Genomic DNA, 17,640 nt, shown 5'->3' with positions numbered 1-17,640 from the left:
GCCAGGCTTCTTCTGGCGCCGTCGATACGGAGATCTCCGATGAAAAAACTTTCCCTGCTTGCCGCCGCCACGCTGCTCAGCGCCTGCCAGTCGACCTCACCGGCCGGCAAGGTCAGCCTCGACGGCGAAGTGTTCTACCTGCAACGCATCGCCCTGCCACCCAGTGCGACCTTGAGCGTAAGCCTGCAGGACGTTTCGCTGGCCGACGCTCCGGCCGTGGTACTCGACGAACAGAAAGGCCCGGTCAAAGGCCAGGTGCCGCTGCCGTTCCACTTGAGCTACGATCCGGCCCAGGTCAAACCCGGCCACCGCTACTCGGTCAGCGCACGCATTGAAGTCAACGGCGAGCTGATGTTCATCACCACCGAAAACCATGCCGTGCAGCTTGATGGCAAGGATCCGCAGCCGCTGAAGATCCGCGTCGACGCCGCACGCTAACCCTCTCCGAACAAGGAAGCCGCCATGCTCCGCCCTACCCTTCGCTTCGCCGGCCTGTGCGCGGGCCTGATGATCTCCGCCAACGCACTGGCCCTGTCCCTCAGCGACCTGTCGCAAGGCGACGCCACCGGCGGCCTCAAGGACGCCCTGACCCAGGGCGCGCAACTGGCCGTCAAACAACTCGGCACCCCGGGCGGTTTCAGCAACAACCCGGACGTGAAGATCGAACTGCCGGGCAAACTCGGCAAAGTCGCCGGCAAGATGAAAGCCTTCGGCATGGGCGCTCAAGTTGAAGAACTGGAAACCGCCATGAACAAGGCCGCGGAAACCGCTGTCACCCAGGCCCAGCCGATCCTCGTCGACGCCGTGAAGAAAATGAGCGTGGAAGACGCCAAAGGCATCCTCAGCGGCGGCAACGACTCCGCCACCCAATACCTGGACAAATCCAGCCGCGAACAGATCCGCACCAAGTTCCTGCCGATCGTCAAACAGGCAACCGACAAAGTCGGCGTAGCCCAGAAATACAACGCCTTCGCCGGCCAGGCCGCGACCTTCGGGGTGGTGGATGCGAAAAGCGCCAACATCGAAAGCTACGTGACCGAACAAGCGCTCAACGGCCTGTTCGAAATGATCGGCAAACAGGAAGAAACCATCCGCAAGAACCCGGCCGCTGCGGCGACGAGTCTGGCGAAGAAAGTGTTTGGTACGCTCTAAACCGACACGACACGGGAGTGAGCTGTCTCACTCCTGTTGTTCAATCCGCCACCAGCGGAAACACGTAAAAAGTACACCCACTCGCGCCCCATTTTCTTCTTCTCGAAAACCTGCAGCTCAACCAACCCGCTCAACGTCGACACCGCTGTGTTGTAGGCACAACCAAGATGCTCCTTGACGTTCCCCGCCGTGAACTCCTTCGCCACCCCGCTCCTGGCCACCTGATAAATGGCCCGCTGCCGCTCTGTCAGCCGATCAAAAAAGCCCGAACAGGTCAGCCAGCGCTCGAAGTCTTCGCTGTACGCCACACTCTTGCGGTACACATCGGTAAACCCCTCCACCGCCCGCAGAATCACCGAACACTGAAACTCGATGAAGTACGTCAGGTCGAGCTCATCAGCCTCGCTGTGCAAATACGACCGCCCGTACTTTACCGGCGCGTTGCGCAGTAAAAGACTGATCGCGATATAGCGGAACGCCGAAAACTCGTGCTTGAACATGAACCAGTAAAACAGCGCCCTGGCGACCCGCCCGTTGCCATCGCGAAAGGGATGTTCATAGCCCAGGGCAAAGTGCAGCGAGATCGCCTTGATCAGCGGATGCAGGTAGTTTTTTTGCTGAGGTGAACCCTGTGGTTGATTGATCCACTGCGAGAGCAAATCCAGTCGCCTCACCAATCCGGCGGCAGGCGATGGCGAGTGGACGGTATTCCCCTCGCCGTCCTGCACCACGACTTCATCGTTCGTCCTGAAAAGCCCGGGGTCGTACAGCTCGTCATCAATACCCTCGACACCGACTCGGTGCATCGACGCAATCAACTCCACGCTCAAAGGCTCATAACGTTTTTCCCAGGCGAAATTCATCATTCGGTAATTGCCCATGACCATCCGCTCATCCGGCGTCCGGGGCTGACGCCGTTGCTTGAGCATGTCCTTGGCAACACGGGTAGTGGTCGCGGCGCCCTCCAGCTGACTGCTGCTGATCGCCTCATCCTCGATCAGATCGTTAAGCAAATAACTGAAATGCGCCCGCTCGCCTATCTGGCTGGTCATGTACTCCAGCGACGCCGTCGTGGTTTGCCGATCAACCACTGAAAGGGCCTTCTGCGCGGTGGGCGTCGGCACAAACTTTCCCCACTGGGCCGGCTCCCCCAAAGGCAGAAGATGAATGTACTGAGCGGCCCGCGCCTTCTTGACCAACGCCCAACACAATCGCGAATCCAGCCCGCTGGCCCAGCGATACCGCAAATCCTCAAAAGGCAGATACCGCCCCTGATCATCCAGCGGCTTGAGCAACGCAAGATAGTCCGCCAGACGCTGCTTGTGAGGCGCGCGCATCAACAACTCAAAGACCGGATCGGCCCGACCTTTCAATACCGGCGGTTTCTTCATCAACGCTGCTCAACCAAGGCTGAAAAACAGCCTCGAGTACAGCACTGCAAACACAGCGACTCAATATCGGAGGCGTCTGAAAAACATGTAGGAGAGAACACCCCCTCCTACAACGAGCAAATAAAGGCGTAAACCACAATGAGCGTTAGCTCGAGTACCGCTCTTGACGTGCCGGCCCCTTCGGCCGGCTGAGTGGAGGGATTTATCCGGGGGGGAGGCGCGTAGCGCCGTTCGACGAAGTCGAACACATCGAGAGGAGGTGCAGCGAAGCAAACCGGAGGCGATGCCCCCGGATGAATCCCGGAACGAAGGAACCCCGAGCCCCAGCGAGGGGCCGAACGCCGGGGCGCAGCGTTTTGGTTCCTTTTGGGCGTTTGCAAAAGGGACTCGCCGTAAGGGCGAAACCGCCAGTCGCAACACCCGCAGAAACGGATATTCACCCAAAACCCCAAGAGTCTGGTCGGCCCGAAGGCCGCCAAGCTCACCAAACCAAATCAAGACTCCTTGCGAACCCTGAACCAAGCCGCATACAACGCCGGCAAAAACAAAAGCGTCAGAGCAGTAGCAACAATCAACCCCCCCATAATCGCCACCGCCATCGGCCCGAAAAACACACTGCGAGAAAGCGGAATCATCGCCAACACCGCCGCCAAAGCCGTCAACACAATCGGCCGGAACCGCCGCACGGTCGCCTCGATAATCGCCTGCCACGGCTTGAGCCCGGCGGCGATGTCCTGCTCGATCTGATCCACCAGAATCACCGAGTTACGCATGATCATCCCCGACAGCGCGATCGTCCCGAGCATCGCCACAAACCCGAACGGCTGACGGAACACCAGCAGAAACAGCGTTACCCCGATCAACCCCAGCGGCGCGGTCAGAAACACCATCGCCGTGCGCGAAAAACTGCGCAATTGCACCATCAGCAACGTCAGCACCACGACAATGAACATCGGCACCCCGGCGTTCACCGACTTCTGCCCACGCTCCGAATCCTCCACCGTACCGCCGACATCCAGCAGATAACCGTCCGGCAATTCGGCACGAATCGGATCAAGCGTCGGCAGGATCTGCTTCACCAGCGTCGCCGGCTGCTCCTTGCCATAGATGTCGGCGCGCACCGTCACGTTTGGCAGACGATTGCGGTGCCAGATGATGCCTTCCTCGAAGCCATATTCCAGCGTGGCAATCTGCGACAGCGCGACGCTGCGACCGTTGTCGGTCGGCACCGCCAGACTCGGCAGCAACGACAGTTCGGTGCGCTCGTGCACGGTGCCGCGCAGGAGGATTTCGATCAATTCGTTGTCCTCGCGGTACTGGCTGACGCTGGAGCCGGTCAGCGAACTCTGGAGGAATTTCGCCAGATTCGCCGTGCTCACACCCAGTGCCCGGGCGCGATCCTGATCAATGTTCAGGTACACGACCTTGCTCGGCTCTTCCCAGTCCAGATGCACATTCACCACATGCGGGTTCTCGCGCACCTTGGCCGCCACCTTGCGCGCCAAAGCACGGACTTCCTCGATGTGCTCGCCGGTGACACGGAACTGCACCGGATAGCCAACCGGAGGACCGTTTTCCAGGCGCGTGACCCGCGAACGCAAGGCCGGGAACTGCTCGTTCAAGGTGTCGATCAGCCAAGTGCGCAGCGCTTCACGCTCCTCGATGGTTTTCGCCAGAACGACGAACTGGGCGAAGCTCGCCGCCGGCAGTTGTTGATCCAGCGGCAGGTAGAAACGTGGCGAACCGGTGCCGACGTAAGCGACATAGTTGTCGATGCCGGCGTGATCCTTGAGCATCGCTTCCAGTCGTTTGACCTCGGCGGTGGTGTTGGCCAGCGAAGCGCCTTCGGCAAGCTTCAGATCGACCATCAGCTCCAGTCGCCCGGAAGCCGGGAAGAACTGCTGCGGCACGAACCGGAACAACGCCAGCGACGCAACAAATAGCAGCACGGTGAGCACGATCACGGTTTTGCGCCGACGTACGCACCACTCCACCAGACGCCGTACCCGTTGGTAGAACGGCGTGCCATAGGGATCGGTTTGGCCGTCAGCCGTACCGTGTTTGGCCGCGTGAATTTTCGCCAGATCCGGCAGGAGCTTTTCCCCCAGATACGGCACGAACACCACGGCCGCTACCCAGGATGCGAGCAAGGCGATGGTCACCACCTGGAAGATCGAGCGGGTGTATTCGCCGGTGCCGGATTGCGCCGTGGCAATCGGCAGGAAGCCTGCGGCCGTAATCAGCGTACCGGTGAGCATCGGGAACGCGGTGCTGGTCCAGGCATAACTGGCAGCCTTGATCCGGTCGAAACCCTGCTCCATTTTGATCGCCATCATTTCCACGGCGATGATCGCGTCGTCCACCAGCAAACCCAGCGCCAGCACCAGCGCGCCGAGGGAGATTTTGTGCAGGCCGATGCCGAAGTAATACATGCAGGCGAAGGTCATCGCCAGCACCAGCGGAATGGTCAGCGCCACCACCATGCCGGTGCGTACGCCGAGGGAGAAGAAACTCACCAGCAACACGATGGCCAGTGCCTCGACAAGCACCTGGACGAACTCGCCGACACCGGTTTTCACGGCGGCGGGCTGGTCGGAGACCTTGCGCAACTGCATGCCGGCCGGCAGGTTTTTCTGGATGCGGGCGAACTCGATTTCCAGGGCCTTGCCCAGCACCAGAATGTCGCCGCCATCCTTCATCGCCACCGCCAGGCCGATCGCATCCTCGCCCATGAAGCGCATGCGCGGTGCCGGAGGATCGTTGAAACCGCGCCGCACGTCAGCGACATCGGAGATGCGGAACGTACGATCACCGACCCGGATCGGGAAGTTCTTGATCTCGTCGACTGTCTGAAAATTCCCCGACACCCGCAGCTGCAAACGCTCGCTGCCGGTTTCGAAAAACCCTGCGGTGGACACCGCGTTCTGTTCCTCCAGCGCCTGCTGCACGACTGCCAGCGGCAAGCCGAGGGTGGCGAGCTTGACGTTGGACAATTCGACCCAGACCTTCTCGTCCTGCAAACCGAGCAGATCGACCTTGCCCACGTCCTTGACCCGTTGCAGCTGGATCTGGATGCGGTCGGCGTAATCCTTGAGCACCGCGTAGTCGAAACCGTCGCCGGTCAGCGCATAGATATTGCCGAAGGTGGTGCCGAACTCATCGTTGAAAAACGGCCCCTGAATGCCCGGCGGCAGGGTCTGGCGAATGTCGCTGACTTTCTTGCGCACCTGATACCAGAGATCCGGAATCTCCACCGAATGCATCGAGTCGCGGGCAATGAACGTGACTTGGGATTCACCGGGGCGCGAGAACGAAACAATCCGCTCGTACTCGCCGGTTTCCATCAGTTTCTTTTCGATGCGTTCGGTAACCTGGCGCGAGACTTCCTGAGCCGTTGCGCCGGGCCAGCGGGTCTGGATGACCATCGCCTTGAAGGTGAACGGCGGGTCTTCGCTCTGGCCGAGCTTGGTGTAGGACAAGGCACCGACAATCGCCAGCAAAAGCATCAGGAACAGTACGATCTGACGATTGCGCAGCGCCCAGGCGGAAAGATTGAAACCCATCGGGGATTACTCCTTGTCCGCCAGATTGACCACACGGTTGGAGCGATCCACCGGACGCACCTGCTGCCCTTCCAGCAATACGTGAACGCCAGCGGCAACCACCCAGTCGCTGGCGTTCAGGCCTTCGAGCACCGGCACGGTTTTCTCACCGAACGGGCCGACGCGCACCGGGGTCTTTTTCAGGGTGTTGTTGGCGCTGACGACCCAGACGTAGGTCGCGCCGTTTTCGGCGGTCAGTGCCGAGAGCGGCACCGACAGCGGGATGACATCGGCGGTCTGCACGAAGACCCGGGCGCTCTGGCCCAGTTCTGCCGGGACCTTGCCGGCGGTGAATGCAATGCGTGCGGCGAAGGTGCGGGATTTCGGATCGGCGGCCGGCGACAGCTCACGGATCTGCCCGGCAAAGCGCTGGTTCTGTTGAGTCCACAGCTCTACCGACACCGGCTGGCCGACCTTGAAGCGACCGAAGCTCTGCTCCGGCAGGCTGATCAGCACTTCCCGTTCGCCGTCAGTGGCGAGAGTGAAAACGGTCTGCCCGGCGGCGACCACCTGCCCGACCTCCACCGAACGCTTGGCCACCACGCCATCCTGGGGCGCGCGCAGCACGGCGTAACTGGCCTGATTGGTCGAGACGTTGAATTCGGCCTTGATCTGTTTGAGGCGGGCTTCGCCGGAGCGGTAGAGGTTCTCGGCATTGTCGTAGGCCGAGCGGCTGACCATCTGCCGTTCCATCAGGGTCTTGTAGCGGTCACGCTCGGCACGCACCAGGTTCAGGTTGGCTTCGGCCGCCGCGACCTGGGCCCGGGTGGCTTCCAGTTGCAGGCGTACATCCTGCGGATCAAGTTCGGCGAGCGGCTGATCGGCCTTGACGCGCTGGCCTTCCTCGACCAGTCGTCGGCTGACTTTGCCGCCGATGCGGAACGCCAGATCGGGTTCGTAGCGGGCGCGAACCTCACCCGGATAACTTTCCATCGCCTGCGCCGAAGGCTCTGGCTGCACCACCATGGCCGGTCGCACGCTGACTTGCGTTACCTCTTCCTTGCCACACGCCGACAACAAAAACGCCAGACTGACTGGCACCGCAAAGGACAACGCATGGCGGAACATGGTGAAGGACCTTTCGCTAAGGAGGCTTGGAATAATTATACTGGCCGGTATGTTATTAATAGCAAACTCACCAGTCCAGTATTAAAAGCGAAGAATGTCGAACAATCTTTCCACTCCAAACGGCCCGGGCCGACCGAAGGATCCGGCCAAGCGCCAGGCGATTCTCGAGGCGGCGAAAATCCTGTTTCTGAGTCACGGCTATGCCAACACCAGCATGGACGCGGTGGCCGCCGAGGCCGGGGTGTCGAAGCTGACGGTCTACAGCCATTTCAACGACAAGGAGACGCTGTTCTCTGCCGCTGTAGTGGCCAAATGCGAGGAGCAATTGCCGCCGCTGTTCTTCGAATTGCCGGACGGCATCGCCGTGGAAAATGTGTTGCTGAACATTGCGCGAGGTTTTCATCACCTGATCAACAGCGATGAATCGGTGAACCTGCATCGCCTGATCATGGCCTTGGGCAGTCAGGATCCCAACCTGTCACTGATCTTCTTCGAGGCCGGCCCTCAGCGCATGGTGCAGGGCATGGAACGTTTGCTGCGGCGGATTCACGAAACCGGCGTGCTGAGCATCGACAACCCGCACAACGCCGCCGAGCACTTCTTTTGCCTGATAAAGGGTGCCGGGAATTTCCGTCTGTTGTACGGCTGCGGTGAGCCACTGACCGGCGAGGCGGCAGAAAGTCATGTGCAGGAAGTGGTCGGGCTGTTCATGCGGGCCTTTCGACCCTGAAAACAAAAATCCCACGCCATGCGTGGGATTTTCTTATGCGACGGCTCAGGCCTTGAGCGCTTTCTTCGGGTAGATGTCGTAACGACTGGATTTACCATCCAGCGCATGGCTCGGCTTCGGCCCTTCGATGCACGGCGCCTTGCGCGGGCGCTTGACCACCACCCGGTGCGTGGCCAGCGCCAACGCCGCTTCCAGCAACGCCGGTGCATCCGGATCATCGCCTACCAGCGGACGGAACAGGCGCATTTCCTTTTTCACCAGCGCGGTTTTCTCACGATGCGGAAACATCGGGTCGAGGTAGATCACCTGCGGCGGCTCGCCTTCCCAATTGCGCATCACGTCGATGGAGTTGCCCTTTAGCAGCTTCATCCGCGCCACGATCGGCGCCACCTCGAAGTCTTCAGCCGCACGGGCCAGACCATCTTCCAGCAACGCGCCGATCAATGGCTGGCGCTCGATCAGGTTCATCTCGCAACCGAGACTGGCCAGCACGAACGCATCCTTGCCCAGCCCTGCCGTGGCATCCAGCACCCGTGGACGCACGCCTTGGGCGATGCCGACCGCCTTGGCGATCATTTGCCCACTGCCGCCGCCGTACAACCGGCGATGGGCCGCACCACCCTCGACGAAGTCGACCCGCACCGGCCCCGGCGCATCCGGCCCCAGTTGTTGCAGCTGCAAACCCTGCTCGCCGACCTGCAGGGTAAACTCGCCGTCAGCCACCTGCAACGGCAGGTTCAGGCGTTGCGCCCACTGCTCGGCCTGCGCTTCGAACGTCGGGCCGAGGGCCTCGACATGGATGCGGCAGGCCGCGGGTTGCTCAATCATGGAAAACACGCTCAAAAAAGTTAAGGATCGGCAAAAACCGCCGATAACCCAATCAACGCGCATTTTGCCAGAGCTGAGCGTCAACCGAAAAAAATGTCAGGCATTCTTCCCACATCGATTGGCTACATTTCGCCCACAGGCGATTTCAGCCGTCATAACACTCAAGCATTGGGCGGCGTCAGCCACCTGTGGCAGGATTTTTTTGCCCAGGCACTGGCCGAACAGTCGAGTGATGTGGTGCCAGCGTGCGGCACGTTTCCACCGGTTGACCTGGAAAGCCCTGAAGAACCGACTGTCGGCAGCGAACTGTATGCGCACATCGTCAGCCAGCGCGAATGCGATGTGGTGGAAACCGAGGTGCGTCCGCCGGAGCCGCTGTTCCTGCCGATCGCCGAAATCGACATGACACTGGCCGAGCCGTACCCTCCGTTCCCGCCAGAAGAAATCAAGACTCAGCAAAAGCAGCAGGATTTCGACAACAGTTGGGTTCGCCCGGTAGTGATCAACAACGGCCAGCCTATTCCGGAGCCGGGCCCTGCCCCGCAGAAAAAACCGCTGTACCTGCCGATTGCCGAGTTCGACCTGGATCTGCTGCAGCCTTACCCGCCGTTCCCGCCGGAAGCCATCGTCGAGCAGCAGAAAGCCCTGGACTTCGATAACGGCTGGGTGCGCCCGATCGTTCAGCAGAACCTGCGCATCGCCGCCTGATCCCTCAGCGACACACGCTCCAGCGCCCGACATCGACATGAAAGTGATTGCGATGGGCGGCGTTGTAATCCGGACTCAACACCACACTGAACGCCTCGCAGGCGCCATCACGCACCTGACGTAGAAACTGCGCGTCCTGATTTTGCTTCGGCCAGTCCCTGAGCACACTGATCGCGCGACCATCCGCCAGGCGGAAGCCGGCGATGTCCAGCGCATCGGCGCGGGCATGGCGGCTAAGCGCGCCGCTATCGCGGTTGTAGACGTTGCGGCAGGCGAAGCTGCCGAGGTGATCGACCCGCGCCACCGACTGACCGTAGGCCTGCTGCGCCGCCGGTTGCAGCGTATGGTGCTCGAACATCGCGAACGCCACGGCCAACGGGCAACTGGCGAGAAAGCTGCTGCTGAGCCCCACCCCGCCGCCCTGCACGCGCAAAGCGCCGATCAGCGGGCATTTGGCATCGGGACTGTCGGCCTGTGGCGAAACCCTCAGGCCGGAGCTGCCCAATGCCTGCTGGCACAACAGCGGATCGCTGCGCAGGCGCATCAACTTGTAGCCCGTGAGCCAGTTGGGCGTCGCCTGCACATCCAGCGGCGCCCACGGGTTCCACTGCGGCGGCACATCGAGCCAGCCGCGCCAGACGCCGATCAGCCCGCCACCAATGATCAGCAGCCCTGCCAACACCAGCCAGCGCCCCATGCTCATCCCTTGAAGAATTGATTGGCCTTGGCGTACGGCATCGAACGGGAGGTGAAAGTGAAGGTGCCGGACTGCTGGATTTCTTCCGTCGCGCGGAAAAACTCACCCAACGCCGCCAGTGCCAGCGCCGAGCCGGTGCTGATCCGCTTCACGCCCATTTCTTCCAGCTGTTGCACCGTCAGCTTCAAGCCGCCGGACATCAACACATTGACCGGTTTCGGCGCCACCGCGCGCACCACCGCCAGAACTTCTTCGGCGGTGCGCAGGCCCGGCGCGTACAACACGTCAGCGCCGGCTTCGGCAAAGGCCTGCAAGCGGCGGATGGTGTCGTTGAGATCGGGATTGCCGTGCAGATAGTTTTCCGCACGGGCGGTCAGGGTGAAGGGAAACGGCAAGGTGCGCACCGCAGCGACGGCGGCTTCGATCCGTGCCACTGCGTGTTCGAAGCAGTAGATCGGCGAGTCTTCCCGGCCGGTGGCATCTTCGATCGAGCCACCCACGGCGCCCGCCTCGGCGGCCCGGATCAGACTCTGCGCCGATTCGGCCGGGGCGTCGGCGAAGCCGTTTTCCAGATCCACCGCCACCGGCAGATCGGTGGCCGCGACAATCGCCCGGACATTGGCCAACGTATCGTCAAGACTCAGGCCACCATCGGGCTTGCCTTGGGAGAACGCATACCCGGCGCTGGTGGTCGCCAGTGCCTGATAGCCAAGACTGGCGAGCATCTTCGCGGAACCGGCATCCCATGGATTGGGAATCACGAAAATCCCGGGGCGTTCGTGCAGGGCTTTGAAGGCTTCGGCTTTACGGGCTTGTTGTTGAGGGGCTTGGGCATCCATCGGCAGGCTCCTGGGCAGGAAAAAATCCGCCTCAGAGCAGGCCAAGTTGCTCCGCGGCGGGTTCTCTGTATAGCTCAGGCAAAGGTCGCAGGCCAGGCAAACGTTGCATCAGTTGTGCGTGAAAACGTTGCGCCAGCTTCGCCGCAAGAATGTTATCGGCGGTGTGCAGGAAGATGTACGGCGTGCGGCCCTCTTCGATCCACTCGGCAATCTTCGCCACCCACGGCACCAGGAACGGGTCGTTGGCCTCAAGTTCCGGATGGCCGATGAAGCGCACCTGCGGGAACTGGGTGAACGCCGCCGGACGCGTCGGAACGCGGGGCTTTTTCGATTGAGCGTGGATCACCGACGACTCGGTTGACAGGCAACTGAACAGTGCGCGCGGATCAAGACAGATGCGCTCCACACCGCGATCCAGCAACAGCCGGTTGAGCAGTCGCTCACTCTCACCCTTGGCGAAGAACTGCTCGTGGCGCACCTCCACCGCCAGCGGACAATCCAGCGCGTCGATGAACGCGGCGAGCTCCGGCAAGCGGTGCGGCGTGAAGCTTTTCGACAGTTGCAGCCACATTGGCGAGACACGCTCACCGAGTGGCTTGAGCAACTGGAGGAAGGTTTCGGCGGCGGTCAGTTGATCGCGCAGGTCGCCGCTGTGGCTGATGTCACCGGGAAACTTGGCGGTGAAGCGAAAGTGCTCCGGCATGACCTCAGCCCAACGCTGCACGGTGGCCGGCGACGGGCTGGCGTAGAAGGTCGTGTTGCCTTCCACGGCGTTGAACACTTGCGAATAGAGTCCGAGGAAATCGGAGGTCTTGGCGTCTACCGGATACAGATACTCGCGCCAGGCGTTTTCGCTCCAGGACGGGCAACCGAGGTAGTAAGGCAGATCCATCAGATGTACAGATCGAGGCCCAGCACGTCTGCATCCCAATCGACAAAACCGGCGGTGCTCAGGTAGCTGGCCAGGGCCATGGCCACGCTTTTCTTCATCGCGCGGTGATAAATCATGTCTTGTTGGCGGGCGGGCAGATTGCTCAGGCGTTGCGCGGTGGCTTTGGCGGCACGGGCAGCCAGTTGCTCTTCGGTCGGGAATTCCAGCTCGCCGTCGATATCGTCGACGGACTCATCCAGCGCCGGATTGCCTTTGCGAGGCTTGCGCTTGATGGGGTAGGAATGAGTGGAAACGCCGTCTATACGCATAAAGTCATGCTCGGTATCGATGATGGCAATTTAGCGGCACCTGACCGACTTAGCAAATCGCCGAGTGATAACTAGAACACATAAAAGGCAAAAGGTTTAAAGCGCGGGGTTAGAAACGGACGATTGGCAGATCGGGTGGGACCCTGCGGCGAATGCCACAGGGTGAATGGCCTCAGCGGGCTTTCGGGGTGGCCACTTTGTCGCGCAGGTAAACCGGCTGGGCGTCGTCTGCCGGAATCGCTTCACCGCGCTCCCAGGCAAATCGCGCCAGGGTCAGCAGGTCTTCGGCGTGGGGCAGCATGCCAGCGTCAGATCCAGTGAGGTTTACAGCGATGCGCTCACCATAACCCCAGCCAGTGCCGGCTCCGAACCAGTCACCCGAAGCATCGTCCGGCAGCGCAGCGACTTCCGGCGGCAGCACCGCTTCGGTGCCGACCAGACGCATCTCCCCGGCCGTCTCGCGATAGCAGCCCCAATACACCTCATCCATCCGCGCATCGATGGCGGCCGCGACCTGGCTCACGCCGTGCTCGCGGTAAGCCCGTTGCGCCAGCACGGCCAGGTTCGACACCGGCAACACCGGGCGATCCAGCGCAAAGGCCAGGCCTTGCACCACGCCAATGGCAATCCGCACACCGGTGAATGCGCCCGGGCCACGTCCGAAGGCGATGGCGTCCACCGCTTGCAGGGTGGTGCCGGCGTCGGCCAGCAGTTGCTGGATCATCGGCAGCAGTTTCTGCGCGTGCAGGCGCGGGATCACCTCGTAATGGCTCGTGACCTTGCCGTCATGCAGCAAGGCAACGGAGCAAGCTTCAGTCGCGGTGTCCAGGGCCAGCAAGGTGCTCATCGATGTGTCCGTAAATCAGGTGGGGGAAAAAGTGCGCCAGTATAAACAACTACGGCCCGCAAGCGGGCCGTGGATGATGCAGCGGATCAGGTTTTTCAGCTCAGCGCTTCAAGCACCTTGGCGGTGATCGCTTCAACCGAACCGACGCCAGGGATATGGCTGTACTTCGGCTTGCCACCGTTTTTGGCGGACAGGTTCTGGTAGAACTCCACCAGCGGCTTGGTCTGCGAATGGTAGACCGACAGGCGATGACGCACGGTTTCTTCGGTGTCGTCCTTGCGCTGCACCAGCTCTTCGCCGGTGATGTCGTCTTTGCCGGCCAGTTTCGGCGGGTTGTAGACGATGTGGTAAACGCGGCCGCTGGCCTCGTGAACGCGACGACCGGCGATACGCTGAACGATTTCTTCGTCTTCAACGGCGATTTCGACCACGGCGTCCAGCTCGACACCGGCAGTCACCAGCGCTTCAGCCTGAGGAATGGTGCGCGGGAAGCCATCGAACAGGAAACCCTTGGCGCAATCGGCTTGAGCGATACGGTCCTTGACCAGCGCGATGATCAGGTCATCCGACACCAGGCCGCCGGCATCCATGATGCTCTTGGCCTTGATGCCCAGCTCGGTGCCGGCCTTGACCGCAGCACGCAGCATGTCGCCGGTGGAGATTTGCGGAATGCCGAATTTCTCGGTGATGAACTTAGCCTGAGTACCTTTACCGGCCCCGGGAGCTCCCAGCAGAATGACGCGCATCGATGTGCTCCTCAATTTTTTATATAAAAAACAACGGATTCGCCTCGTGGGGCCAATCTCATAAAACGGGTCGTGGCCGCCCAAACGGCCAAAGGCTGATCAAGATACACAGCAGGCTGCGCCCACACAAGACGCCAAAAGTCGGAGAAACCGGCGCCCGCCGCGACCTTGCGACGCGGTTCCCCAAGTCGCAACCCCATCATTAACTGTCGCCTGACCGCATTTTTCCCACGGCCAATAAACGGCACCCGAGGTTCGCCCCGGGTGCCCCGCCCCACGCAGAAAACCTTAGCCGGTATTTCGCAAACCGGCGGCAATCCCCGCCACAGACACCAGCAACGCCTGTTCCACCGGGCTGCCCTGCTCGACATTCTGCTGCCGCGAACGCGCCAGCAACTCGGCCTGCAATAGATGCAGCGGGTCGAGGTAGGTGTTGCGCAGACGGATGAATTCCAGGGTGTCCGGGCTATGTGCCAGTAGCTGCGACTGACCGGTCAGGCCGAGGACAACGGAACACGCCTGCGACAATAGGTCGCGTAAGTGCGCCCCCAACGGCAGCAACTCCGGCTCCACCAGACGCTCGTCGTAGGACAGCGCGATATCGGCGTCGGCCTTGGCCAGCACCATTTCCAGCATGTCGATGCGGGTGCGGAAGAACGGCCACTGCTCGCGCATCTGCCCCAGCAATTCACCTTCGCCGCGCTCCAGCGCATTGTTCAGCGCGGTTTCCCAGCCGAGCCAGGCCGGCAGCATCAGTCGGGTCTGGGTCCAGCCGAAGATCCACGGAATCGCCCGCAGGCTTTCGATGCCACCAGCGCGGCGCTTGGCCGGACGGCTGCCCAATGGCAAGCGGCCCAACTCCTGCTCCGGTGTGGATTGACGGAAATACTCAACGAATTGCGGGTTCTCCCGCACTACCGCACGGTAAGCAGCGACGCCGTCAGCGGCCAGTTCGTCCATCAGATGCCGCCATTCGGGGGTTGGTGGCGGCGGAGGCAACAGGGTCGCTTCGAGCACCGCCGCCAGATACAGATTGAGGTTTTGCTCGGCGATGTCCGGCAGGCCGAATTTGAATCGAATCATTTCCCCCTGCTCGGTGGTGCGGAAACGTCCGGCCACCGACCCCGGCGGCTGCGACAGAATCGCCGCATGCGCCGGGCCGCCGCCACGGCCTACGGTGCCACCACGACCGTGGAACAGCAGCAGTTCGACTTGCTGCTCGCGGCAGATTTCCACCAGCCGTTCCTGCGCCCGGTATTGCGCCCAGGCCGCGGCGGTGGTGCCGGCGTCCTTGGCCGAATCGGAATAGCCGATCATCACTTCCTGCGGGCCTTGCAGCCGCGCGCGGTAACCCGGCAGCAGCAACAGACGCTCGATTACCGGACCGGCGTTGTCGAGGTCGGCGAGGGTTTCGAACAGCGGCACCACGCGCATCGGCCGCAGTACGCCGGACTCCTTGAGCAGCAACTGCACCGCGAGCACATCGGAAGCGGCACCGGCCATGGAGATCACGTAGGAGCCCAGCGAAGCGCCCGGCGCGGCGGCGATTTCCTTGCAGGTGGCGAGCACTTCGGCGGTGTCGGCCGAGGGTTTGAAATGCGCCGGCAGCAGCGGCCGACGGTTTTGCAGTTCGCGGGTCAGGAAGCTGATGCGCTGTTCTTCATCCCACTCCTCGTATTTGCCGAGGCCGAGGTAATCGGTGATTTCAGTCATGGCCGCGCTGTGGCGCGACGAATCCTGACGCACATCGAGTCGCACCAGGAACAGACCGAAGGTCACGGCCCGGCGCAGGCAATCGAGCAACGGCCCGTCGGCGATCACGCCCATGCCGCATTCGTGCAGCGAGTTGAAACACAGCTCCAGCGGATCGAGCAGGTCGCGGTTGTTGTGCAGCACATCGGCAGGCGCCGGCGTGGTCGCCGTCAAAGATGCATGAGCCCAGTTGCGCGTGGCGCGCAGCCGTTCACGCAATTGTTTGAGCACTGCCCGATACGGCTCGGCACTGTCGCCGGCCCGGGCCTTGAGCGCTTCGCTGGCCTGCTGCATCGACAGTTCGGCGGCCAGGTGATCGACGTCACGCAGGTACAGATCCGCCGCCATCCAGCGTGCCAGCAACAGCACTTCGCGGGTGACCGCAGCGGTCACGTTCGGGTTACCGTCGCGGTCACCGCCCATCCACGAAGCGAAGCGGATCGGCGCGGCTTCCAGCGGCAAGCGCAAACCGGTGGCCGCAAACAGCGCCTCATCAGCCTTGCGCATATGGTGGGGAATCGCCTGCCACAGCGAGTGTTCGATCACAGCAAAACCCCACTTGGCTTCGTCCACCGGAGTCGGGCGGGTGCGGCGGATTTCTTCGGTGTGCCAGGCTTCGGCGATCAGGCGTTGCAGGGTGTTGTGGATCTGCTCGCGCTCGGCCGTGGTCAGGTCACGGTGATCCTGCGCCGCCAGTTGCGCGGCAATCGCGTCGTACTTCTGGATCAGCGTGCGCCGGGCCACTTCGGTCGGATGCGCGGTCAGTACCAGTTCGATTTCCAGCCGCGCCAGTTGCCGGGCCAGGGATTCGGCACTGTGCCCTTCCTTGCGCAGGCGGGCGAGCAGTTCCGGCAGCACGCGGGACTCGAACGGCGCGGCCTGGGTCTCCTCGCGGCGATGGATGAGCTGGTACTGCTCGGCGATGTTCGCCAGGTTGAGAAACTGGTTGAAGGCTCGCGCCACCGGCAGCAGTTCGTCTTCGCTCAATTGATTGAGGCTGGCGCTGAGTTCGGCGTCCATCGAGCCGCGCCGGTCGGCCTTGGCGCCCTTGCGGATCTGCTCGATCTTGTCGAGAAACGCCTCGCCGTACTGGTCACGAATGGTGTTGCCCAACAGCTCACCGAGCAGGTGAACGTCTTCGCGCAAGCGTGCATCAATATCGGTCATCAGCATCTCTCCAGCAGTAATCGGTGACGGATCGCAAGTGAGTGGATGAACAGAGAGTGCCGCTCCGGGACGCTTCTTACAAGCAGACGACGAAGGGACTTTAAACCTTGAGGGTTGAAGCTAGTCTCAAGGGTAAGCCCCACAACGGCTTGCCGCCGGCTGACGCCGGACACTCACCAAGACCTGCCATGAGCAGGTGCGACATGAGGTTTTTATGAAAATCCGTGAACTCGCCCAGCATTGGGAAGAAACCGCCAAGGGTCGCCTGACCGATACCGGCTACACGATTCATCTGGATGTGGAAGCTGCCGCACGGCTGGCGGCGATCGCCGAGATGTACCCCAAACGTCACGCCGAAGAACTGCTCGGTGAGTTGATCGGCGCCGCCCTCGAAGAGTTCGAAGCGAGCCTGCCGTATGTGAAAGGCTCGACCGTGGTCGCCACCGACGAGGAAGGCGATCCGCTGTATGAGGATGTCGGCCCGACCCCGCGTTTTCTCGCGTTGTCGCGGCGTCATCTGCATGACTTGTCGGCTGCTGCCGGGAAGCAGAAACACTGATTCCTGACCCTTCAGAACGGTGGGAATGGTTTGCCCTCGATGGCGTCAGTTCAGCAGCACATGTGCTGTATTTGATGGCCTCATCGCTGGCAAGCCAGCTCCCACAGGGACTGTGTCCCCCCTCCGCTTTTGCGCCGTTTCTCGCCCGCGCGTACCTCTGCCCACCGCCAAAGTTCCCGGTTTAGAGCCCTGTCCGTTCGGTCAAAGTTTTTTTTGGCGATGGGCCATCTTTTCTGAACTTTTGAAAAATGCCTTCGGTCGGAACAGGTAACCACGCCTGGAACGAGCGTTTCAAAACGCGCTGACACATGACGGTTGTCACTCCTCGACCAGGATGGATTTCGAAGCTTCCAA

Annotated in this window: 16 protein-coding genes; 5 read left to right on the top strand and 11 right to left on the bottom strand. The window is 61.6% G+C overall.

Annotation, left to right across the window (positions count from 1 at the left end):
• Window positions 1–39 precede the first annotated feature (39 nt).
• The gene (locus ACEN93_RS22430) at window positions 40–438 is read left to right on the top strand and encodes a YbaY family lipoprotein (RefSeq protein WP_085605193.1); all 399 of its coding nucleotides are present in this window, start codon (window positions 40–42) and stop codon (window positions 436–438) included.
• Window positions 439–462: 24 nt separating this feature from the next.
• Window positions 463–1,152 carry a DUF4197 domain-containing protein gene (locus ACEN93_RS22425; protein ID WP_011332665.1) on the top strand — a complete coding sequence of 230 codons (690 nt, stop codon included), beginning with the start codon at window positions 463–465 and terminating at the stop codon, window positions 1,150–1,152.
• On the opposite strand, the gene ACEN93_RS22420 is transcribed toward ACEN93_RS22425, so the two are convergent.
• From ACEN93_RS22420 to ACEN93_RS22410, 3 genes are all read right to left on the bottom strand, one after another.
• Window positions 1,149–2,543 carry a Fic family protein gene (locus tag ACEN93_RS22420; RefSeq protein ID WP_495610517.1) on the bottom strand — a complete coding sequence of 465 codons (1,395 nt, stop codon included), beginning with the start codon at window positions 2,541–2,543 and terminating at the stop codon, window positions 1,149–1,151. The two genes, ACEN93_RS22425 and ACEN93_RS22420, sit on opposite strands and share 4 nt — an antisense overlap.
• Before the next feature lie 494 nt (window positions 2,544–3,037).
• On the bottom strand, window positions 3,038–6,106 hold the full coding sequence (locus tag ACEN93_RS22415; RefSeq protein ID WP_103386457.1) for an efflux RND transporter permease subunit: 3,069 nt from the start codon (window positions 6,104–6,106) through the stop codon (window positions 3,038–3,040).
• Between the two features lie 6 nt (window positions 6,107–6,112).
• Window positions 6,113–7,213 carry an efflux RND transporter periplasmic adaptor subunit gene (locus ACEN93_RS22410; protein WP_103386456.1) on the bottom strand — a complete coding sequence of 367 codons (1,101 nt, stop codon included), beginning with the start codon at window positions 7,211–7,213 and terminating at the stop codon, window positions 6,113–6,115.
• 94 nt (window positions 7,214–7,307) lie between these two features.
• Here ACEN93_RS22410 and ACEN93_RS22405 point away from each other — a divergent pair, with 94 nt between their 5' ends.
• Window positions 7,308–7,943: a TetR/AcrR family transcriptional regulator gene (locus ACEN93_RS22405; RefSeq protein WP_085612275.1), complete on the top strand. Its 636-nt coding sequence runs from the start codon at window positions 7,308–7,310 to the stop codon at window positions 7,941–7,943.
• Window positions 7,944–7,988: 45 nt separating this feature from the next.
• Here ACEN93_RS22405 and ACEN93_RS22400 read toward each other — a convergent pair whose 3' ends face one another.
• The gene (locus ACEN93_RS22400; protein WP_495610516.1) at window positions 7,989–8,771 is read right to left on the bottom strand and encodes a class I SAM-dependent methyltransferase; all 783 of its coding nucleotides are present in this window, start codon (window positions 8,769–8,771) and stop codon (window positions 7,989–7,991) included.
• Window positions 8,772–8,864: 93 nt separating this feature from the next.
• Here ACEN93_RS22400 and ACEN93_RS22395 point away from each other — a divergent pair, with 93 nt between their 5' ends.
• Window positions 8,865–9,479, top strand: coding sequence for an energy transducer TonB (locus ACEN93_RS22395; protein WP_495610515.1), 615 nt, complete (start codon window positions 8,865–8,867; stop codon window positions 9,477–9,479).
• 4 nt (window positions 9,480–9,483) lie between these two features.
• Here ACEN93_RS22395 and ACEN93_RS22390 read toward each other — a convergent pair whose 3' ends face one another.
• The 7 genes from ACEN93_RS22390 to ppc form a co-directional block, all read right to left on the bottom strand.
• A complete protein-coding gene (locus ACEN93_RS22390; protein WP_495610514.1) occupies window positions 9,484–10,176 on the bottom strand; it encodes an extensin-like domain-containing protein in 693 nt (230 codons plus the stop codon).
• Between the two features lie 2 nt (window positions 10,177–10,178).
• Window positions 10,179–11,015 (bottom strand): isocitrate lyase/PEP mutase family protein, encoded by an 837-nt coding sequence (locus ACEN93_RS22385; protein WP_039769629.1) that lies wholly within the window; start codon window positions 11,013–11,015, stop codon window positions 10,179–10,181.
• A 31-nt stretch (window positions 11,016–11,046) separates the two neighbouring features.
• Window positions 11,047–11,907 carry a DUF72 domain-containing protein gene (locus ACEN93_RS22380; protein WP_039769627.1) on the bottom strand — a complete coding sequence of 287 codons (861 nt, stop codon included), beginning with the start codon at window positions 11,905–11,907 and terminating at the stop codon, window positions 11,047–11,049.
• A complete protein-coding gene (locus ACEN93_RS22375; protein ID WP_007954720.1) occupies window positions 11,907–12,215 on the bottom strand; it encodes a hypothetical protein in 309 nt (102 codons plus the stop codon). Before ACEN93_RS22375 ends, ACEN93_RS22380 begins: the two co-directional genes overlap by 1 nt.
• 172 nt (window positions 12,216–12,387) lie before the next feature.
• On the bottom strand, window positions 12,388–13,062 hold the full coding sequence (tsaB, locus tag ACEN93_RS22370) for a tRNA (adenosine(37)-N6)-threonylcarbamoyltransferase complex dimerization subunit type 1 TsaB (RefSeq protein ID WP_039769625.1): 675 nt from the start codon (window positions 13,060–13,062) through the stop codon (window positions 12,388–12,390).
• Between the two features lie 95 nt (window positions 13,063–13,157).
• Window positions 13,158–13,808 carry an adenylate kinase gene (adk, locus tag ACEN93_RS22365; protein WP_064593717.1) on the bottom strand — a complete coding sequence of 217 codons (651 nt, stop codon included), beginning with the start codon at window positions 13,806–13,808 and terminating at the stop codon, window positions 13,158–13,160.
• A 288-nt stretch (window positions 13,809–14,096) separates the two neighbouring features.
• Window positions 14,097–16,727: a phosphoenolpyruvate carboxylase gene (ppc, locus tag ACEN93_RS22360; RefSeq protein WP_495610513.1), complete on the bottom strand. Its 2,631-nt coding sequence runs from the start codon at window positions 16,725–16,727 to the stop codon at window positions 14,097–14,099.
• A 214-nt stretch (window positions 16,728–16,941) separates the two neighbouring features.
• Here ppc and ACEN93_RS22355 point away from each other — a divergent pair, with 214 nt between their 5' ends.
• The gene (locus tag ACEN93_RS22355) at window positions 16,942–17,286 is read left to right on the top strand and encodes a hypothetical protein (protein ID WP_011332654.1); all 345 of its coding nucleotides are present in this window, start codon (window positions 16,942–16,944) and stop codon (window positions 17,284–17,286) included.
• Window positions 17,287–17,640 lie beyond the last annotated feature (354 nt).

This window comes from Pseudomonas sp. Pseusp21 (genome assembly GCF_059492145.1).
This window is presented reverse-complemented; position numbering and strand designations above follow the sequence as displayed.

What these genes read in the sequence shown, in the direction of transcription:
- ACEN93_RS22430 (WP_085605193.1), top strand. Translation starts at nt 40, where the DNA reads ATGAAAAAACTTTCCCTGCTTGCCGCCGCCACGCTGCTCAGCGCCTGC.
- ACEN93_RS22425 (WP_011332665.1), top strand. Translation starts at nt 463, where the DNA reads ATGCTCCGCCCTACCCTTCGCTTCGCCGGCCTGTGCGCGGGCCTGATG.
- ACEN93_RS22420 (WP_495610517.1), bottom strand. Translation starts at nt 2,543, where the DNA reads ATGAAGAAACCGCCGGTATTGAAAGGTCGGGCCGATCCGGTCTTTGAG.
- ACEN93_RS22415 (WP_103386457.1), bottom strand. Translation starts at nt 6,106, where the DNA reads ATGGGTTTCAATCTTTCCGCCTGGGCGCTGCGCAATCGTCAGATCGTA.
- ACEN93_RS22410 (WP_103386456.1), bottom strand. Translation starts at nt 7,213, where the DNA reads ATGTTCCGCCATGCGTTGTCCTTTGCGGTGCCAGTCAGTCTGGCGTTT.
- ACEN93_RS22405 (WP_085612275.1), top strand. Translation starts at nt 7,308, where the DNA reads ATGTCGAACAATCTTTCCACTCCAAACGGCCCGGGCCGACCGAAGGAT.
- ACEN93_RS22400 (WP_495610516.1), bottom strand. Translation starts at nt 8,771, where the DNA reads ATGATTGAGCAACCCGCGGCCTGCCGCATCCATGTCGAGGCCCTCGGC.
- ACEN93_RS22395 (WP_495610515.1), top strand. Translation starts at nt 8,865, where the DNA reads ATGTCAGGCATTCTTCCCACATCGATTGGCTACATTTCGCCCACAGGC.
- ACEN93_RS22390 (WP_495610514.1), bottom strand. Translation starts at nt 10,176, where the DNA reads ATGGGGCGCTGGCTGGTGTTGGCAGGGCTGCTGATCATTGGTGGCGGG.
- ACEN93_RS22385 (WP_039769629.1), bottom strand. Translation starts at nt 11,015, where the DNA reads ATGGATGCCCAAGCCCCTCAACAACAAGCCCGTAAAGCCGAAGCCTTC.
- ACEN93_RS22380 (WP_039769627.1), bottom strand. Translation starts at nt 11,907, where the DNA reads ATGGATCTGCCTTACTACCTCGGTTGCCCGTCCTGGAGCGAAAACGCC.
- ACEN93_RS22375 (WP_007954720.1), bottom strand. Translation starts at nt 12,215, where the DNA reads ATGCGTATAGACGGCGTTTCCACTCATTCCTACCCCATCAAGCGCAAG.
- tsaB (WP_039769625.1), bottom strand. Translation starts at nt 13,062, where the DNA reads ATGAGCACCTTGCTGGCCCTGGACACCGCGACTGAAGCTTGCTCCGTT.
- adk (WP_064593717.1), bottom strand. Translation starts at nt 13,808, where the DNA reads ATGCGCGTCATTCTGCTGGGAGCTCCCGGGGCCGGTAAAGGTACTCAG.
- ppc (WP_495610513.1), bottom strand. Translation starts at nt 16,727, where the DNA reads ATGACCGATATTGATGCACGCTTGCGCGAAGACGTTCACCTGCTCGGT.
- ACEN93_RS22355 (WP_011332654.1), top strand. Translation starts at nt 16,942, where the DNA reads ATGAAAATCCGTGAACTCGCCCAGCATTGGGAAGAAACCGCCAAGGGT.